We start from the raw sequence: 18501 nt of genomic DNA, 5'->3' as shown, positions 1-18501 counted from the left end.
TCACCTGATGGTCCCGATGTCTTGGCTGGCACATGCTTGTCCAGCGGCTGAGTGAGCGACACCTTTGAACCTATTGAAGTATCAGGAGTAACGGATGAGTTGCCTCGACCGGGAAGTAGGTTCGTTTGCGATCAGTTTGACTCATCCTGCTGGCGCCAACCCTCGAGAAGGCGCGGCTTTTTCGCTCGCGCAAATCGAAGTGGACAAATTGAACAATATCCACGCCGAGTCCGGGGTGGATTGGCAGAAAGTCGCCGATGCCTGCGTAAAAGTGCTTCGAGAAGAGGGCAAGGACTTCAATGCCGCGGTCTGGTTGTTATGTGCCTGGACCACCCTGCAAGGTGCTTCCGGCCTGGCGAACGGCGTGCACATCTTGCGCGAAATGCTTGAGTTGTATTGGGAGATCCTGACCCCGCCGCCGGCGCGATTGCGTGCCCGGCGCAACCAGGCCGAGTGGATGCTCGAGTGGCTTGCAGCGAAGCTTGAAGGCAGCTTTGAAGCGGTGCCTGGCGAACAATTGGCGGGCTTGCTCGAAGACTGGGACGCCATCGATAGCCAGTGGCGGGATCGGGACGCCGACGGTCCGAGCTTTTTTGCGTTGCGTCGTCGTCTATCGCAGTTACCGGTGCAAGCCAGTGTCGAGCCGATAGCTGCTACGTCGCAGGAGGTTGCGCCGGCAGTCGATGCGGCTGCGGCGATCCCGACGCCGGTTGCGCACGCGCCCTCAGCCCCGGCGCCGCCTCTGGTCCTTGCGCCGGTTCAGCCATTGGGCCGTCTTGAGAGCGATGAGGCCATCGAGAACGCGGTCAATACAGTATTTGCCTCGCTTGCGCCGCTGCTGGGGTTCTGTCTGGAGTCCAGAGCGACCTTGCCGTTGCTGTTTCGCCTCAATCGCCAATTGGCTTGGACGACCCTGGAGCACGCACCTCCGGCGCAAGGCTGCACGACGCGCGTACCGCCGCCCTCGGATGCGGAACTTGAGGCTTTCAGTCGCTTGCAGAGCGTCGGGGAACCATTGGACATCGTGCGCTTTTGCGAAGGTCGGTTGACGAACTATCCCTTTTGGCTGGACCTCAATAGGGCCAGCCATGCCGCGCTCTCACGGCTGGGGTCGGAGGCGATGGCCGGTGTCGCCAGCCTGGCCCTGGAAACACGTCATTTTCTGGCGCGCTTGCCGTCGCTGGTCGAGCTGACATTCGCCGACGGCCAGCCCTTCGCCGATGGCGCAACCCGCAGTTGGCTCGAAGGATTGGCACCGGCGGCCAGCAGCGGCGCCACAAACGGGCTGCAGGCGCTGATCGACGAGGTCGGGCGTGATGCCGCTGAAGGACGTTTGAACGAAGCGTTGGCGCGCTTGCAGGTCGCCGTGCGAGAGGCCGGCAGTGGCCGCGAGCGGTTTCGCCTGCGCGCGGCCCAGTGCCATTTGCTACAGCGTTTCGACCCTCGCGCTCAGTTGCGTGTGGCCTTGGATGTGTTGCTCCAGGAAGCGACGGAGCAGGGCCTGGATCGTTGGGAGCCGGATCTGGTCCGGCCGTTGTTGGAGTCGGCACTGGCGCATGACGACGGCGGTTCGAGTGCGTTGTGGGCGCAACGGTTGGCTGCGATGGATTTGCCGGCTTTCTGGCGGTTGGCCAGCCCGCAGGCAAGTTGAATGGGCAACAGGCAATACCTGACAGGCGTGTGCATATCCATGCCATGAGTTTTCTAACGGCTGCGTTGAGCGAGTCCGCTAAACAGGAGTGAGATTTAATGGCTAGTGAAGGTTCGGTCGCGCCTAAAGAGCGCGTCAATATTGTTTACAGCTCTGACACCGGTGGCGCGCAGGAACAGGTCGAGCTGCCGCTCAAGCAACTGGTGATCGGCGACTTCACCTTGCGTGAAGACGATACGCCGGTTGAAGACCTCAAACCGATCCGCGTCGACAAAGACAATTTCACCGATGTGCTCAAGGGCCAGAACCTGAGTCTGCAGTTGGCGGTACCCAATCGTCTGGCGGAAAACGCGCCAGAGGATGAGCAGCTCCCGGTATCGCTGACCTTCCAGTCCATTCGCGATTTTGAGCCGGATGCCATCGTGGCCCAGGTTCCCGAGTTGCAGCAACTGATCGCCCTGCGTGATTCGCTCAAGGCTTTGAAAGGGCCGATGGGCAATTTGCCGGAATTTCGCAAGCAGCTTCAGGCCCTGATGAACGATGACGGTGCCCGCGAGCGTTTGCTCTCGGAACTCGGCGTAAAGGACAAGGAATAACCCATGAGCGAAGAAAAGAGTCAGGCAGCGAACACGACCGGCCAAGCGGTCGAGTCGATTTCCCTGTTGGATCAGTTGGTGGAAGCGACTCGCGTCAAGCCGGGCGACGAGGCTTATGCCGTCACCCGTCAGGGCCTCGAAGCCTTTGTCACCGAGCTGCTCGAGCCGGCCCGGCAGACCGAGAAGGTCAGCGCCGGATTGATCGACGATATGATCGCCACGCTGGATGCCAAGCTGTGTCGGCAGGTCGACGCGATCATTCACCATCAGCAGTTTCAGAAGCTGGAGTCGTCCTGGCGCTCGCTGAAGTTTCTGGTCGACCGCACGGATTTTCGCGAGAACAACAAGCTGGAAATCCTCAGCGTTTCCAAAGAGAAGCTGCTCGAAGATTTCGAGGATGCGCCGGAGATCACCCGTTCGGGTCTGTACAAGGCGGTGTACACCGCAGAGTTCGGCCAGTTCGGCGGCCAGCCGTTCGGCTCCATCATTGGTAACTACGAGTTCAACCCGGGCCCGCAGGACATGAAGTTGCTGCAATCGGTCGCCGCCATTTCGGCCATGTCCCACACGCCCTTCATCGCCTCGGCCGGACCGCAGTTCTTCGGCATCGACAGCTTTGCCGACCTGCCCAATCTCAAGGATCTGCAAGCCGTCTTCGAGGGGCCGCAGTTCACCAAATGGAATGCCTTTCGCGAAAGCGACGACTCGCGTTTCGTTGGCCTGACCTTGCCGCACTTCCTGCTGCGCACCCCTTATGGCGAAGACACTATTCCCGCCAAGACTTTCCGCTACAACGAAAACGTCGGTGGTGGTAACCAGGACTTCCTATGGGGCAACGCCGCGTTTGCCTTCGCCAGTCGCCTGTCCGACAGCTTTGCCCAGTACCGCTGGTGCGCCAACGTCATTGGCCCACAGGGTGGCGGTACTGTCGGTGATTTGCCGATCTACAACTACGAGGCCATGGGCGAAACCCAGACCAAGATTCCGACCGAAGTGCTTATTTCCGAGCGCCGCGAGTTCGAGCTGGCCGAGCAGGGGTTTATCGCACTGACCATGCGCAAGAACACTGATAACGCGGCGTTCTTCTCCGCCAACTCGTGCCAGAAGCCCAAGTTCTTCGGCAATGACAAAGAAGGCAAGGAAGCCGAGCTGAACTTCAAGTTGGGCACCCAACTGCCGTACATCTTTGTGGTCAGTCGCCTGGCCCATTACATCAAGGTCATCCAGCGCGAAAACATCGGCACCTGGAAAGAGCGCGGCGACCTGGAGTCAGAACTCAACACCTGGATTCGCCAGTACGTGGCCGATATGGATAACCCCGCGGCCGGTGTGCGCAGCCGTCGTCCACTGCGTCAGGCGGACATTACCGTCAGCGACGTCGAAGGGGATCCAGGCTGGTACCGCGTCGGTTTGAAAGTTCGCCCGCACTTCAAGTACATGGGCGCGTCTTTCACGCTGTCGCTGGTGGGCAAGCTCGACAAGAGCTGATCGGTAGCGCGAATGGGCAACGCAGCCGTTGCCCATTCAGGTGTTCACCCGAGGGTCATTGCCTCGGCGTTTCCATAAGATGGATTCAACGCAGCGAGACAGGGCCAGAGGCTCTGATCGATGCCTGAAAACTAACTGATTAAACCCGGAGTACACGTTATGCCAATGCCATGCTACTTGAGTATCGAAGGCCAGAACCAAGGCAAGATCGAAGGTTCCAGCACCGTTACCGGTCATGAAGGAATGATCCTTGTTCAGGCCGTCGAACACCTGATCGATATTCCCAAGAATCCGCAGACCGGCCTGCCGGCCGGCAAACGTGTTCACCAGGGCATGACCCTGACCAAGGAAATCGACAAGTCCTCTCCAAAGCTGCTGCAAGCCCTGACCTCCGGCGAGCAGCTCAAGTCCGTTGTACTGGAGTTCTATCGGATCTCGCCTAAAGGCACCGAAGAAAAGTACTACACCATCACCCTGAGCAATGCCGTGCTCGTTTCGGCCCACACCTGGGTGCCAAACGTATTGAACCCTGAGTTCAAGCAAATGGGCCATATGGAAGACATCGGCATCACCTACGAAAAAATCGTCTGGACCTGGGTTCCGGACGGTATCGAAGCCGAAGACTCGTGGTTGGCGCCAAAAGCGTAAGCCAGGCTCGACTGTTCAATGCCGCCCTGGTCCAGGGCGGTGTTCTTGCCATTGCAGAAGGTACACCGCGTTGAGAGAAAAGCGATTGCTGGAGCGCATCACAAGCCTGCAGGCCGAAACCGGTCGTACACACCTGACCCAGGCTGAAGTGTTGACGCAGTCGATCGTCCAGCACCTGCAACGCATTTTGAATACCCGGCGCGGCAGCGTGCCTATCGACGCCGAGTTTGGCGTACCCGATTTCACCAATCTGGCCGGTTCGTTTGCGACCGGCGAGACCACGCAAATAATCGAGAACATGACTCGCATGATCGCCCGCTATGAGCCTCGCTTGAAGTCGCCGCGCATCCTGGTCGCCGAAGGCGCCCAGGAAGTGTTGTCGCTGAGTTTCAACCTTGAAGGCGTGGTGTCGATCGACGACCGGGACATTCCCATTCACCTGGCAACGCGTGTGTCTTCGGACGGTCGCGTGTCCCTGGCGATGCACTAAGTCATGCTCAACAGCCATTATCAAAGTGAACTCAACCAACTGCGGCGTCTGGCCGATGAGTTTGCCCGTCGCAACCCGGCCCTGGCGCCGCTGCTGGGGGTGGACTCGGCCAATGACCCGGATGTCGAGCGCTTGCTCGAAGGCGTGGCGTTTCTTACCGGGATGGTTCGCCAACGGTTGGACGACGAGTTTCCCGAGTTCATTCAAGAGTTGGCGCAACTGCTCTATCCCCATTACCTGCAACCCTTGCCCTGCCTGACGCTGCTGCAATTTCAGCCCCGTACAGCATTGCAGGAGGTGTCGCGTATCGAGACCGGATGCGAAATTGCCTCGGTGCCGGTCGATGGCCAGCGGGTGCGCTTTAGCAGCACCGCGGCGGTCGATCTGGAACCGTTGCAACTGGTCGGTAGCCGCTGGGACGGCGGCGCCGGTGAAGAGCGCAGTCTGGTTCTGGACTTCGCTTTTACCACCGCCGATCCCAATAGCTGGCTGGCCGACAGCCTGCGTTTCTATCTGGGTGATGGCCTGGTCGATGGCTCCAAGTTGTTGCGTCTGCTGCAGCTCAACCTGCGTGAGATTCGTATTACTGCGCAAGAGCAGCCCATGACCGTACTGCCGGCCAGCCATTTGCGTGGCCTGGGATTCGATGCGAGCAACACCTTGCTGCCGTTTCCCGATACCGCGCACCCGGCCTATCGTTGCCTGCAGGAATACTTCGCGTTGCCCGAGAAGTTTCTGTTTATCGAGCTTCGCGGGTTCAAACAGTGGCGAGCAAGAGGCTCGGACGGGCGCTTCAGCGTGCGCCTGATGTTCGAAAACCTGCCGGACTGGACGCCGAATCTGTCGGCCAACAGTTTCATGCTGGGGGTGACCCCGGCGATCAATCTGTTCGCCCAGGAAGCGCACCCGCTGCGCATCGACCACAAGCAAGTCGACTATCGCATCCAGCCTGCCGACCATGGACAGCGCATGAGCATGCGGATTCATTCGGTGCTCAAGGTCAGTGCTTATTCCGCCGGAGGAGGGGAGCGGCTGCTGGAACCGTTCAATACCTTCTCGCAGCGCGACACTTATAACCTGCGCATCCGCCCGTCGAGCATCGATGCCCAAGGCTATGACCACTATCTGAGCCTGCCCTACAGCGAAGGCAAAGTGCCGGGCGAGATGACCTTGTCCATCGGCTTGCTCTGCACCAATGGCAAGCTGCCGGAAAGCCTGCGCCTCGGGGATTTGAACCAGCCTACCGACAACACGCCGCCCAGGGTCGAATTCAAGAGCATTCGCGGCATTACACCGTGCCAGCCGCCCAAGTTCGACGACAAGTTGCTGTGGCGCATGCTCTCGCAGCTCAATGCCAACCACTTCCGCCTGGCCGATCGCGACTACCTGCGCGGCCTGCTCGCGCTTTATCTGCCCAGTGTCGGCGAAGGTGCCCAGGACGCCAACCAGCGGCGCATCGATGCCATCGAAAAAGTCACCGTCAGCTACGAGCGGCGCTTTATTCGTGGGCTGCCGATCGAAGGCAGTGTGGTCCGGGTCGAGTGCCGGGGGGACCATTTCCTCAGCCCCGGCAATTTTTACCTGTTCGGTTGTGTGCTCGATGAGTTTTTCGCTGGCTGTACGGCAATCAACAGCTTTACCGCTTTCACGCTGTTCGACAGCGTCAACCATGAGACCTTGAAATGGCCAGCGAAGATCGGGCACCAACGCCTGCTGTGATCGATCCGCTGCTCGATGACGGCGGCGAGTTCGGTTTTTTCCAGGCCTTGCGCCTGTTGCGATTGCGGTTCCCGAACGAAAAAGATTTCGTCGAGAACGTGCGGGTCCGGCCGCGGCTGGGGCTCGGGTTTCCGCTGCGGGATATCGAGCGGATCGAGCAGGACGAAGACGGGCACTATCGGATCGAGGCCAACTTTTTCGGTCTGTATGGCGTCACCTCACCCTTGCCGACGTTTTACACCGAAGACCTGATCGACGAGCAACTGCTGGGCCACTCTGCGGGACGTGACTTTCTCGACATCCTGCATGCCTCGCTCTATCCGTTGCTGTTTCGTGCTTGGGAAAAGCACCGGATCTGGATCGATATTACCGAGCGGCGCGACGTCAAGAGCCTGCGCCAGCTGCAGGCGCTGATCGGCATTGCCGATGCGCGTCCCGAGCAGCGCGATCAATCCAACGATTTGCTGCGTTACGCCGGGTTGTTCAACCAGTACCCACGCTCGGCCCTTGGTCTGCAACAACTGGTCAAGGCCGTGCTCGATGATGTCGCGGTGGAAGTCGTGCCGTGTGTCGAGACGCGTCTGCGGATCGACCGTGCGGCGCGCACTTACCTGGGTACGCAGTGCGGTGTGTTGGGCGAAAACAGCCTGCTTGGTCGTGAAGTCATGGACCGCAGCGGCACGCTGGATATCCGCCTGACGTCACTGAGTCCCGAGCGTTTTCACGGGTTACTGCCGGGGCAAGCGCTGTATCAAAAGCTCGAACGGTTGGTAGCGTTGTACCTGCAGACACCGCTACGCAGCCGATTGGTCATGCGTCTTGCGGCAGATAAGCAGCAGTGCGCTTCGCTGGGGGGCGGTTGGCAGCGGCTGGGCCTTGATACCTGGCTCGGTGACGGTGACACACAGGACGACGTTGTATTCATGCTGACGGCCGAACACGGACCAATGCTCGAAGAGAGGGCTCGCTAGATGATTCAGGTAGAACTCAAACCGCTGTTCGCACGGCTCAATGTCTACAGCACCAAGGCCCTGGAGAACGCGGCGGGCCAGACCCTGGCGCGCGCTCACTACGAGATTTCCCTGGAGCACCTGCTGCGTCAGTTGCTGGAAGATCCGAATGCCGATACGACGCGCATCCTCGCTCGATTCGAGATTGATCCGATGCGCTTGCGTGCGTTGCTGGATGAGGGCCTGGCGCAACTGAAAAACGGCAACCCCGGGCGGCCGGTGTTCGCCGGCCTACTCACCGAGTGGATTCAGGACGCCTGGCTGATTGCCTCGCTGGTGGTCGGCACCGGGAGGATTCGCGGCGGCTCGCTGCTGCTGGCGCTGGTATCGCGCCTGGGTTATTACACCGCCGGCACCCGTTACGGCGAACTGCTCAAGCCGATTTCCACCGATGCCCTGACGGCAGAGTTTGCTCAGCTGTTGGGCGGCTCCAGTGAAGGTCCGCTGGACAGCCTGCAGACCGGCACGGCCTCCGCTTCGCTGGGCAGTGCCGGCGGTGTTGCGCCCGCTGCCGAAGACAATATCGCGCGCTTTTGCGAGGACCTGACCGCCAAGGCAGTGGCGGGGCGCATAGACCCGATTTTCGGTCGCGATGATGAGATTCGCCAGATGATCGACATCCTCGCCCGGCGGCGTAAAAACAACCCCATCGCGGTGGGCGAACCGGGTGTGGGCAAGTCCGCCGTGGTGGAGGGGCTGGCGTTGTTGATCAGCCAGAATGAAGTCCCGGACTTCCTCAAAAACACGCGCCTGCTCAGCCTGGATCTCGGTGCGCTGGAAGCGGGCGCCAGCGTCAAGGGCGAATTCGAAAACCGCCTGCGTGGCGTCATCGAAGAGATCAAGGCCTCCACCACGCCGGTGATCCTGTTCATCGATGAAGCGCACATGCTGATCGGCGCCGGCGGCGCAGCGGGTGGCTCCGATGCGGCCAACCTGCTCAAACCCGCATTGGCCCGTGGCGAGCTGCGCACCATCGCCGCCACGACCTGGTCGGAGTACAAGAAGTACTTCGAGAAAGACCCGGCCCTGGCGCGCCGTTTCCAACTGGTCAAACTGGACGAGCCGAGTGTCAAAACCGCGGTGTTGATCTTGCGCGGGCTCAAGGGGCACTACGAAAAAGTCCACGGTGTCAGCGTACGTGATGACGCTATCGTTGCCGCCGCCGAATTGTCGGATCGCTACATCACCGGGCGCTTGCTGCCGGACAAGGCCGTGGACTTGCTCGACACCGCCAGCGCCCGGGTACGGATCGGCCTGGGTATCAAGCCTGCCGAGCTGGAGCGCATGGAGCGGCAGTTGTCCGGTCTGGCACGCGAGCTGAACGCCCTGGAGCGCGACCGTGCCAATGGTTTCCCTGTGGAAGATCAGCGCCTGACGGATATCGCCGACGAGCAGGCCGACATCGACGCGCGTCGTGTTGCGCTGGAAATCCGCTGGCTGGCCGAGCGTGATGCGGCGCTACGCGTCCTTGAAGCACGCAAGCAACTGACCCTTAAAGAACAGGACCTGCCGGTTCCGGCCGAAGGCGAGGTTGCCCAGGTACTGCCATCGCTGGAGGAACGTCAGGCCGAGCTGGATCAGGCCCGTGAAACCCTGGCCGCGCTGCAAGGCGACGAGCCGCTGCTGTTCACCGAAGTCAGTCCCGATGCGATTGCCCAGGTCGTCTCCGACTGGACCGGCGTGCCGCTGGGCAAAGTGCTGCGCGATGCGGCGGGCGGCGTATTGGCCCTGGCCGACAACCTCAAGATGCGCATTCGCGGTCAGGACACCGCCGTCGAGCAGATCGCGGAAATTCTCAAGGCCGCGCAATCCGGCCTGCGCGATCCGCAACAGCCGTTGGGGGTGTTCCTGCTGGTCGGCCCCTCGGGTGTCGGCAAGACCGAAACCGCCTTGGCCGTGGCCGAACATTTGTTCGGCGGCGAGCAGGCGATGATCTCGGTGAACATGAGCGAGTACCAGGAGAAGCACACCGTCAGCCGCTTGGTGGGCTCGCCCGCCGGTTATGTCGGCTTCGGCGAGGGCGGCATGTTGACCGAGGCGGTGCGCAAGCGTCCGTATTCGGTGGTGCTGCTCGATGAAGTGGAGAAAGCCCACCTGGACGTGGTGAACATTTTCTATCAGGTCTTCGACAAGGGCAGCCTATCCGATGGCGAAGGGCGGCAGATCGATTTCTCCAACACCGTGGTGTTGCTGACCAGCAACCTGGCCACCGAAGAGATCCAGAACCTGTGCATCGACGGGCGTCCCGATCCGGACACCCTGGCGGAAAAGATCCGGCCAATCCTGTCCCGCCATTTCAAACCCGCATTGCTGGCGCGCATGACCATCGTGCCGTTCTTCACCCTGGCGGGCGAACAACTGGCGGGCATCGTGCGCCTCAAGCTGGGCCGGCTCAGCGAGCGCCTGCTGGCTTCGTCGAAAGTCCGTCTGACGTTTGCAGAAGAGGTCGCCGACGCCATCGCCGCGCGCTGCACGGAAGTGGAGAGCGGGGCGCGCAATATCGACTTCATTTTGCGTAAAAGCCTGACACCGCGTCTGTCGGACGTCTTGCTGGGGGCGATTGCCGATCAGCGCCCGCTGGCTGGGTTGCATGTGGCGGTGGATGCGCGCGGCGAGTGGATCATTACCGCGCAAGAAGCCGATGCGATCAGGTCTTTACCCGAGCGTGAAGCGCTGCTTGAACCCCTAGAGTGACCGCTCGTTTATCGACTGAAGAACAAGGATTGATTGATGGCTCTCAATGATCACGCGCTCTGCACTTTCGCCAGCCTGGCACCCTCGCTGCTGCTCGAAACATTATGGGTGCAGCAGTGGCAGGGCGAGGAAAAGCTCTCTCAGCCCTATCGCTTCGAGGTTCGGCTGGCCACGATCAATCCGTTGTTCGACGACGAAGCGCTGCTTGGCAACCGAGCGGTATTGACCCTGAGCGATGCGTTGGGGCAGCCGCATCCCTATCAGGGCGTGGTCACGGAGGTGGATTATCTCGACGCCGATTCCCTGTATTACTACTACCGGGTGGTGTTGGAGCCACGCTTCGTGCAGTTGCGTCATTTCCGTTTTTCGGAAATCTGGTTGGACAAAAGCCTGCCGGAACTGATTCGTGACGTGCTCAAGTTGGCCGACCTTAATGTCGAAGGGCCGGGTATGAACGGTTTGCCGGGGGCGGCGTATGACTTCGATATTCGCCTGCCGCTGGCCGATGATCCGCTGACTCAGGCGACGTTTACCTGCCAGTTCGAAGAAACCAGTTTCGCCTTTATTTCACGTCTTCTTGAATATTTCGGCGTGTATTACTTCTTTGAACAGGGGCCTGACGGCGAGGCGCTGGTGTTCTGTGGCGACCGACTGTACCAGCCGCAACTCCCCAGTCTGCTGACCTATCGCCGTCAAGATTCGGAACTGGATGTAGGTCGGGTCCTGGCGGTGGCGCGTACCTTCGAGCGCAAGCTGGTCCGGCAGGCGGCGGGGGTCACGCTACAGGACTTTTCCGCGAGCAACGCGCAGTTGAAGTTAGAGGTCAACGCTTCGGTGGCAAGTGCCAGCCTTGGGGTAGATGCCTCAACCGAACAACGAGAGGCAGTCTCGAGTTCGTCTGTATTTGTCGGTGGGCAAGGGTTGTATGGCGAGCACTTCGGTTCGCTCGAACAGGGGCAATGGTTGGCCAATCGCCGCGCCCAGGCCATCGGTTGTCGTCAACGGGAGTTTCATGGCAGCGGCCGAGCCACGGGGCTGCGCGCCGGCTATCCGATGCTGTTAGTGGGCCACCCGCGTCCGCTGTTCAATGCTGGTTATCAGGTTATTGAAGTTCACCATGACGGTTATCAGCCGTTGCCGGGCCTGGGTTCGGAGGGGGAAGGCCCTGGGCAGGGTATCAATACGCGGTTTATCGCCTTGCCCGGCGACGTGCAGTTCCGCGCACCCTGCGTGACCCCCCGGCCTTATGTGCAGGGCGTGCTCAGTGCGGTAGTGGACGGTGATGAAGATACCGGTCGGCCGCTGCTCAACGAGCATGGTTGCTACAGGGTGAGTTTCCCGTTCATTCGCGGTGAGAAGAATGCGACGCGTGGTTCGGCCTGGTTGCGTATGGCGACAGTCTCCAATGGCTCAAGCCATGGCATGGCATTTCCACTGCTCAAGGGCACGGAAGTGCTGGTGTCTTTTCTCGGTGGGGATCCTGACCGCCCCGTCATCACCGGCAGCGTACCCAACTCGGAAAATCCGGCGCGAGTCGCGATGGATAATTCGACACAGAGCGGTATCAATACCCCGGGCGGCCATTATCTGGCGATGGAAGACAGTGCATCAGGCCCGATGATGCGAATGGGCGCCCCCGTGGGCAATACGAAGTTGACCCTGGGGGAGGGCAATATCAGCGGCGCGCATCTTCAAACCGACAATCATATGCAGTTGGCATCCAACTCGTACAAGCACGAGGTTTCCAACATGTACTCCCATAGCATGGGAGGCGGAATCGGCATTTCGTCCAATGGCGTGAACAGTGAGGACAGTCAGGACCCGCCCGCGGCTGATCCCGCTCCGGCACCCACGCCTACACCCGCACCCGCACCCGCACCCGCATCTGAACCTGCGTCAACGACGCCAGCGGCGGCGGCGAAAAAATCACATGACTTCTTTCCTACTTTTTCGCACACAGGGAGATTCCAGGATTATCAGATCGCTCCGACTGCGACATTTACGCCGTCTTGGTCTGTAAAAATGGAAGCGACGCTGGAGCAGACCTCTGCGTCGATAGGCTTGCTGAAGCAAAGCTTGAATGTCATGGGATGGGAGATTGCCGTCAGTATTGCCGGCCCCAAAACGACATACACGCTACATCCGGGAGTAAAGGAGTTTAAAACTGGATTTGAAGAGTTAAATGAGGCGAGGAATCAAAATGCAATTAACTCTAAAAAATCCAACGTCAATGAATTGAAGGCAGCAGTGAATTCTACGGTAATGACAGGTACCCACGTTCATAACACAGTGGAGTTGGTCACTTTTAGCTGCGGGGCGCACAGTATTTCGTTAACACCGTCCGGGATATCCATTAACTCAGTGATTCCGGTTTCTATTAATGCCGATGTCAATATCAATGGAAGTCTTGTCGTTTCCGATACAGGTATTTTCAAAACCTGCACGACGGATTTTCTCAAGGTGGGTCGGTCGATGAATGCTCTAAATATAACTTGTTTATCGTTCAAAAGCATGAAGTCCCAAACACCTGCTCCGTTTGTTCCGAGTGTAGTGGTAAAGGAAGTTGCGATGATAGCGGCCGTGAACACCGCTGGTCTTGCGCAAAAAGCAACAGAGACGACGGGCAAAAACATTAATGCGGCCGCAGCGGCTGAAAATAACGCAGCCCAGATTGTTAGGGCGTTGGCAGCAATATCTGGCGCTCCCTGAGCGTGCGGCATTCATTCTTCGAGGACGCCGTATATGAACTATAAGCTGGATGAGCATTGTCTTTTGTTGACGGCCCGCTACCAGGGCCTGAAGGTGCCGTATTTGGTAGGAACTGTTTGCATTTTGATCGATGCTAGCGCAAACCCATTGTCTACCCAGGCTTGCGTTGAATGGATCAACTCACGATTTTCAGGCAAATCTTTTGATCGTGGATTGAAAAAAAGCGTCGGCACTTTTGCCGTTTATGGGCTTGCTTTTTCGCTTAACGAAAAGCAACGCGATGGTATGGCTGTCCGCGTGCGGATGGGATCTTGCGACAAAACCCTTCACGTTTTCCCTTCTCGAGTGTGGAGGCGCGAATTGACGGGCTGGAGTGGCGTTGCGACGGCTCGGCTTGATGCTGTCGCGCTGGATTTTGAACACGCATTCGGGGGCGCTGGTTTCTCAGATAATCCTGATGGAGTGGGTTTCGTAGCCGAACCGGATCGGATTGCCGGTAGCGCGCTGGCCCAAATCGAATATCCTTCACCAGGACTTCGAAGCCCTCTAGAACGTCTACCGCTGGCCAGTTTTCTGCCGCTACCGCCTCAATGCTCAGAACGCCGTTCATTCATCGGGACGGTTGATGAGCGGTGGCAGGCTGACGGTGCTCCATGGTTGCCCGCGGATACCGACGTGCGCTGGTTCAACGAAGTCGCTGAGGATCAATGCCACAATCAATACTGGCGAGGGGACGAGGCATGGTCGGTGATTGGTATGCACCCCCGATTTCCAGAAGTGAAGGGGACGCTGCCCGGGCTAAGGCCGCGGTTGTTTGTCGAGCATGCGCACTCGGCGCTAAATATTACTGAAGTATCACTCGATCTGGACACCGTCTGGCTGTTTCCAAACGAGGAATATCAGTTGCTGCTGTACCGAGCACAATTGCCGCTTCACGAAACCGATGCGCAAGACATCGCAGCGTTGGGTGTGGGATGTGAGCGGCGCAACGATCCGATTCTGAGTAAGGAAGAGTGGGTCGACAAACTGTGGCCTCAAGCGGAGGTCGAACCCCTCCAGGCAGCAATGGTTTCACTGCCAGTGGATGACGAAGTTAGCTTGAGCGCACTTGAGGCGGATGCAAATATAATTTATGCAGAAGTCGCAAATAGGCATCAGCAAGCTATCGAGTCAGCAAAGAAAATCGCCAGTCGTTTGGGTCATCCATTTGACCCGTCACAGTATCCGCCTCCGGCTCGCCCTGGTTTTGCCGCCGCCATAAGGCGAGGCGAGGTAGCGCCTGTCCCGATTTTCGATGCGGTCGCACTTGAGGCTGATCTTCGCGCATCCGTCGCAGCAGCGCTTAACGGGGCGCATCGTTATGTTGAGCAAATCGCTAAGCGCATGAACCGTAGCTCTGAATCGATTTATGGTCAGGCAGCCTCTGCTGATAGCACCGCTGCGGGCAAACAATTTGATGCGTTCTCGATGGTTTCTCGACTGCCCCTGTCGACCGCTAAAAAGGCTGAATACCAAGCCAAAATCGAAGAAGGGTTTACCCAAGCCAAATCGGTGCAAGCTGAAATCACTCATGCAATTGCTGAAATGACCTCGCAACTAACTGGGGGAACTGAGTATTTGCCTGAGGTTCTATCGACCTTACCTACTGTTAGTTGGACTCGCGAGCTTTTGGAGGCCGCTCACTCGGCCTCACAATCGTTGATCGGACAGCGATTTTTGGATATTGATCTTTCTGGTGTCGACATGAGCGGTGCAATTTTGAGCGGCGTGTATTTTGAACATTGCCAACTCAAGGATGCAAAGCTGAACGGTGCCACGATGAATGATGGAGTATTCATCGATTGTGATCTAACCCGGATCAATATGTGCGAAGCACACCTTAAAGGTGCGTTCTTCCAACATTGCAATATTGACGACGCGAAGTTCAGTGGCGCGAGGATTAGTGAACTTTACGCCACCGAGTGCAGCCTCCTGCGAACACAATTTACAGCGGCCATCCTGCCTCAAGCACAGTTCGTCGACTGTGCATTGGACAACGCCGACTTCACCCGCGCCGGACTGGCCGGTGCAAGCTTTCGCAACTGTACGCTGACGGCGGTGAGTGCCGTTGAAGTCGACCTGTCAAAATCCAGCCTGGATGCCTGCAAGGTGGACTGTTTGCAGGTTTCTGGCGCCGATCTTGAGCAAGCGTCCTGGTCGCAAGTGACCGGCACTGCAGTGGATGCCAAAGGCGCGAAGGCAGTTAATTTTCGCCTTGATCAAAGTTGCCAGTTGCCCGGTATCTGTCTGGATGCTGCGCAATTACAGCGGGCCAGTTTTCAAGGCGCGAATCTACGGGGGGCCAGTTTAAAAGGCACGACACTCAAGCAGGCGCTTATCAGTCGCTGCGATCTGCGAGACAGCGACGGTTACCACCTGAACGCGGTACAGGCTGACTTCACCGGCAGTGATCTCAGGCAGGTCCGTTGGCAAGGTGCAAACCTGATGGAGGCGCGGTTACGTAAAGTGCAACTGGATGCAGCGGATCTAACCGGGAGCAACCTATTCGGTGCCGTGACCGAAGCGGTCCGGGGTAAGGACGTTGTACTGGATCGAGTCCTGCTAGGACGGTGCCGCCTGAAAGAGGATCTCGCCCATGTCTGAGCAAACATTGACAGCTGATCAGTTGCAAATACTGGTCGCGGAGCATGAACCGTTAGTTGGCCTTGATCTGGAAGGTGGAAACTACTGCGCAATTGATCTTCGCAATGCCCGTTTTGAGCGCGTCAATGCGCGTGGCGCAATCTTTTCCCAGGCGCAGCTTGAAGGCTGTTCATGGATATCCAGCGAATTGTCCGCTGCGCAATTTGACGACTGTACGTTTACGGACGTAATGCTGACCGATTGCACGTTAAACGGTGCGAGCCTGCTAGGTGCCCGGCTGGATCATGGTCTATGGCTGCGCTGCAGTGGCAATGACTTGGATTTGCGCAAGACCCGCATCAAGGGCTTGTCGGTGATCGAGAGCGTGTTTGCCCGCGCGCGTTTCATCGAGGCAAGCATGGAGTCCAGTCAGTGGGATACCTGCACCCTGACTGATCTGCAAACCGCTCAAACTCGCTGGTCACAGGCACGCTTTATCAATTGTCTGCTGGAGCGGGCGCGTTTCGTCGCAATTGTCCTCCATCAGTGCGCCTTTGATCGTTCGACGCTGACGGATGCGGATTTCACGGGGTGCGATGCCCAGTCAGCGTCTTTCTACCAGAGCCAGGGTCAACGTGTGGTGTTCAAAGGTGCACGCCTGGACAACGCTATTTTTTCCAATGCGCAGATGTCAGGTGCCAATTTTACTGGGGCCAGCCTGAACATGGCGTGTCTCAATAACGCCGATTTATCCGATGCAATGTTGTCCAGGGCTTCACTTGAGTACGCGCTGTGCGAGGCGCTTCATGCGCCGCGGGCAAGCTTCATCGACGCCAACCTCAATGGCGCCGATTTTCACGGTGCCGACCTCGCCCATTGTGACTGGCGCGGTGCCAACTTAGACGCCATCCGTCCCGAAGACAGCGAGCGCCTGGCGGCGCAACGCTGGCTACCAGCCCTATAGGAACCAGCGATGCAAGAAGCCCTGAACTTTATCGATACTCCTGCTGTATTGCGCCATGCGCAGATCAATGCGGTCAGCGGCGAACGTTTTGGCGTCGTCAGCACCCAAGGCCATCGCTACTGGTTGAAACCGGCCATGGGGTGCCTGCTTCAGCCTGCTGTTGGCGACACGGTGCTTATTACTCTGGCGGGTGAGGACGGCTACATCCTTAGCGTTCTGGAGCGTACTCAACCGCAGCCCGCTCAACTGCGTGTAGAGGGTGACGTGCATTTCAACCTGCCCAGCGGCGCATTGAGCATTGAAGCCCGAGACGGCCTTTCGGTGGATGCGGGCACCATGCTTGCATTGCGTGCCGATCAGACGGTGGTGCATTTCGCTGAGGCTCAAGTTGGCGTCACCACGCTTAGCGTCACGGGAGAGCGTTCTGATCACTATTGGAGCGAGCGCAACGACAGTGCAATCAGGCATTGCGAAAAAGCTGCGCGACATACCGCGAACTACAGTCAGAGCCGCCGTGAAGTCAAAGGCCATGAGGAGCTCACCTCGGGGTCGCTTCGTCAGCGAGTCGACAAAGGCTGGAGCCTGCGCGGCGAGACGCTGGATTTGTTTGCCGAAGTCACCGTCGCCGTAAGCGGCGAACGAATCAAACTGGGCTAAGAGGGAAGTAGCTATGTACATGCTCAACAATGGCGGAGCGACCGCAAATTCTACAGTGCCTGATATCTGCAAAACGCCTACGCCTGCTGGGCCGGTGCCAATGCCTTATCCCAATACGGCTGATACATCCATGGCTGATCCCGGTGGCTTGGTAATGATGGTTTTGGTCTGTGGTTTGCCTGCAATGAATCTCATGAGCAAGGTTCTGTTGAGCAACGGCGACCAGGCTGGCGCGGCGGGGGGCGTGGTGAGCGGAAAAATAATGGGTTCGATGGCTTTTATTGATGGCAGCGCCACGGTCATGGTGGGCGGTATGCCCGCCGTACGGCTCACCTCGCAGACAGCTCACAACGGAACCCCGCCCAACACCATGGGTATGGTCAGCGCTCCAAGCCAGACCATGGTCATGGTCATGTCCTGATCAATGCAGCGGTGCCAGGCAATAAGCAGGCAGCGCTCCACATCCCGGTTCTAAACGGTGAAGTTACAGTCGCCCGACGGCGAATGAATAAATTGGGTTAAGGGTAGGTGTGATGATGCTTAAAAATGGAGCCGTGCCAAACAGCCTCACTGCTTTCGGAAGGTGCAAAACGCGGACACTCGTACGGGTGCTCGAATGATTAAGGTATTCGCGATACTGCTCACGCTCTGTCTGCTGCTCGCCGCCTGCAGCTCCCAGGAACTGACCCCCGAGCAAAAGGCCCTCACCGAGCTCAAATGGGACTACACCGAAAACGCCATCGAGCTGAGCTTCACCGCTGATAACGACCTCAATCAGTACGACGGCCAGGCGCATAACCTGTTGGTGGTGGTCACGCAGTTCGATCAGGTCAGTGCGTTTTCCGCCTACACCGGCAGCTCCCAGCAACTGAGCAGCCTGCTGCTGCTGAACAGCGCGCCGCCCGGGATGATCGGGCTTACGCGGCTGTTTATCGAGCCGGGTCAGTCCCGCCAGTTAAGCCTGCCGCGACTCGAGGGCGCGAAGATGGTCGGCGTCGCCGTTGGCTATGCGCACCTGGACCCGACGCGCAGCGTCAAGCTCTACCAGATCGGCGTCGACGTGACGTCGACGGGGTTCTTCAGCAAGACCTGGACCGCCACACCGCGCCCCATCGCCATTGACCTGCTCGTCGGGCCCGATGCGCTGTTGCGCGGCAAGGAAAGTCGTCTGGCGTTGCCCAAGCCTGTGCAGCCCCGAGAGGGCGAGGTGCGCCTGCCCGGCGCACAGGACTGACCTGCTTGTCGTGAGCGTT

General features: G+C 58.7%; 14 protein-coding genes. All 14 read left to right on the top strand.

The features are described 5' to 3' along the window. Positions 1-94: 94 nt before the first annotated feature. The 14 genes from tssA to tssJ all read left to right on the top strand — a co-directional run bounded on the left by tssA (position 95) and on the right by tssJ (position 18482). Positions 95-1651 (top strand): type VI secretion system protein TssA, encoded by a 1557-nt coding sequence (gene tssA, locus ACYZUD_RS08575; protein ID WP_462023566.1) that lies wholly within the window; start codon positions 95-97, stop codon positions 1649-1651. Positions 1652-1749: 98 nt separating this feature from the next. Next, positions 1750-2247, top strand: coding sequence for a type VI secretion system contractile sheath small subunit (gene tssB, locus ACYZUD_RS08570; protein ID WP_247397917.1), 498 nt, complete (start codon positions 1750-1752; stop codon positions 2245-2247). Between the two features lie 3 nt (positions 2248-2250). Then, on the top strand, positions 2251-3735 hold the full coding sequence (tssC, locus tag ACYZUD_RS08565) for a type VI secretion system contractile sheath large subunit (protein WP_462023564.1): 1485 nt from the start codon (positions 2251-2253) through the stop codon (positions 3733-3735). A 159-nt stretch (positions 3736-3894) separates the two neighbouring features. Then, positions 3895-4383: an Hcp family type VI secretion system effector gene (locus ACYZUD_RS08560; protein WP_020291465.1), complete on the top strand. Its 489-nt coding sequence runs from the start codon at positions 3895-3897 to the stop codon at positions 4381-4383. Positions 4384-4453: 70 nt separating this feature from the next. After that, on the top strand, positions 4454-4873 hold the full coding sequence (gene tssE, locus ACYZUD_RS08555) for a type VI secretion system baseplate subunit TssE (RefSeq protein ID WP_462023561.1): 420 nt from the start codon (positions 4454-4456) through the stop codon (positions 4871-4873). Between the two features lie 3 nt (positions 4874-4876). Further along, positions 4877-6592, top strand: a complete 1716-nt coding sequence (gene tssF / locus ACYZUD_RS08550) for a type VI secretion system baseplate subunit TssF (RefSeq protein WP_462023559.1) — start codon at positions 4877-4879, stop codon at positions 6590-6592. Beyond that, entirely contained in the window at positions 6556-7563 is a 1008-nt protein-coding gene (tssG, locus tag ACYZUD_RS08545; RefSeq protein WP_462023558.1) for a type VI secretion system baseplate subunit TssG, read from the top strand. The genes tssF and tssG overlap by 37 nt, the downstream gene beginning before the upstream one ends. Then, the gene (gene tssH, locus ACYZUD_RS08540) at positions 7564-10296 is read left to right on the top strand and encodes a type VI secretion system ATPase TssH (protein WP_462023557.1); all 2733 of its coding nucleotides are present in this window, start codon (positions 7564-7566) and stop codon (positions 10294-10296) included. A gap of 36 nt (positions 10297-10332) precedes the next feature. Next, positions 10333-13005, top strand: a complete 2673-nt coding sequence (locus ACYZUD_RS08535; RefSeq protein WP_462023556.1) for a type VI secretion system Vgr family protein — start codon at positions 10333-10335, stop codon at positions 13003-13005. A 33-nt stretch (positions 13006-13038) separates the two neighbouring features. Then, positions 13039-15648, top strand: a complete 2610-nt coding sequence (locus ACYZUD_RS08530) for a DUF2169 family type VI secretion system accessory protein (protein ID WP_462023555.1) — start codon at positions 13039-13041, stop codon at positions 15646-15648. Beyond that, complete coding sequence (locus ACYZUD_RS08525; protein ID WP_462023554.1) at positions 15641-16591, top strand: pentapeptide repeat-containing protein; 951 nt, start codon at positions 15641-15643, stop codon at positions 16589-16591. Before ACYZUD_RS08530 ends, ACYZUD_RS08525 begins: the two co-directional genes overlap by 8 nt. A gap of 9 nt (positions 16592-16600) precedes the next feature. Beyond that, positions 16601-17248 carry a DUF3540 domain-containing protein gene (locus ACYZUD_RS08520; protein WP_462023553.1) on the top strand — a complete coding sequence of 216 codons (648 nt, stop codon included), beginning with the start codon at positions 16601-16603 and terminating at the stop codon, positions 17246-17248. Positions 17249-17261: 13 nt separating this feature from the next. Then, positions 17262-17669 carry a DUF4150 domain-containing protein gene (locus ACYZUD_RS08515; protein WP_462023552.1) on the top strand — a complete coding sequence of 136 codons (408 nt, stop codon included), beginning with the start codon at positions 17262-17264 and terminating at the stop codon, positions 17667-17669. 195 nt (positions 17670-17864) lie between these two features. Next, positions 17865-18482 (top strand): type VI secretion system lipoprotein TssJ, encoded by a 618-nt coding sequence (gene tssJ / locus ACYZUD_RS08510; protein WP_462023551.1) that lies wholly within the window; start codon positions 17865-17867, stop codon positions 18480-18482. Positions 18483-18501 lie beyond the last annotated feature (19 nt).

Source organism: Pseudomonas sp. XS1P51 (genome assembly GCF_054897845.1).
The sequence above is the reverse complement of the archived record's forward strand: the minus strand, read 5'-3'. Positions and strand labels throughout refer to the sequence as shown.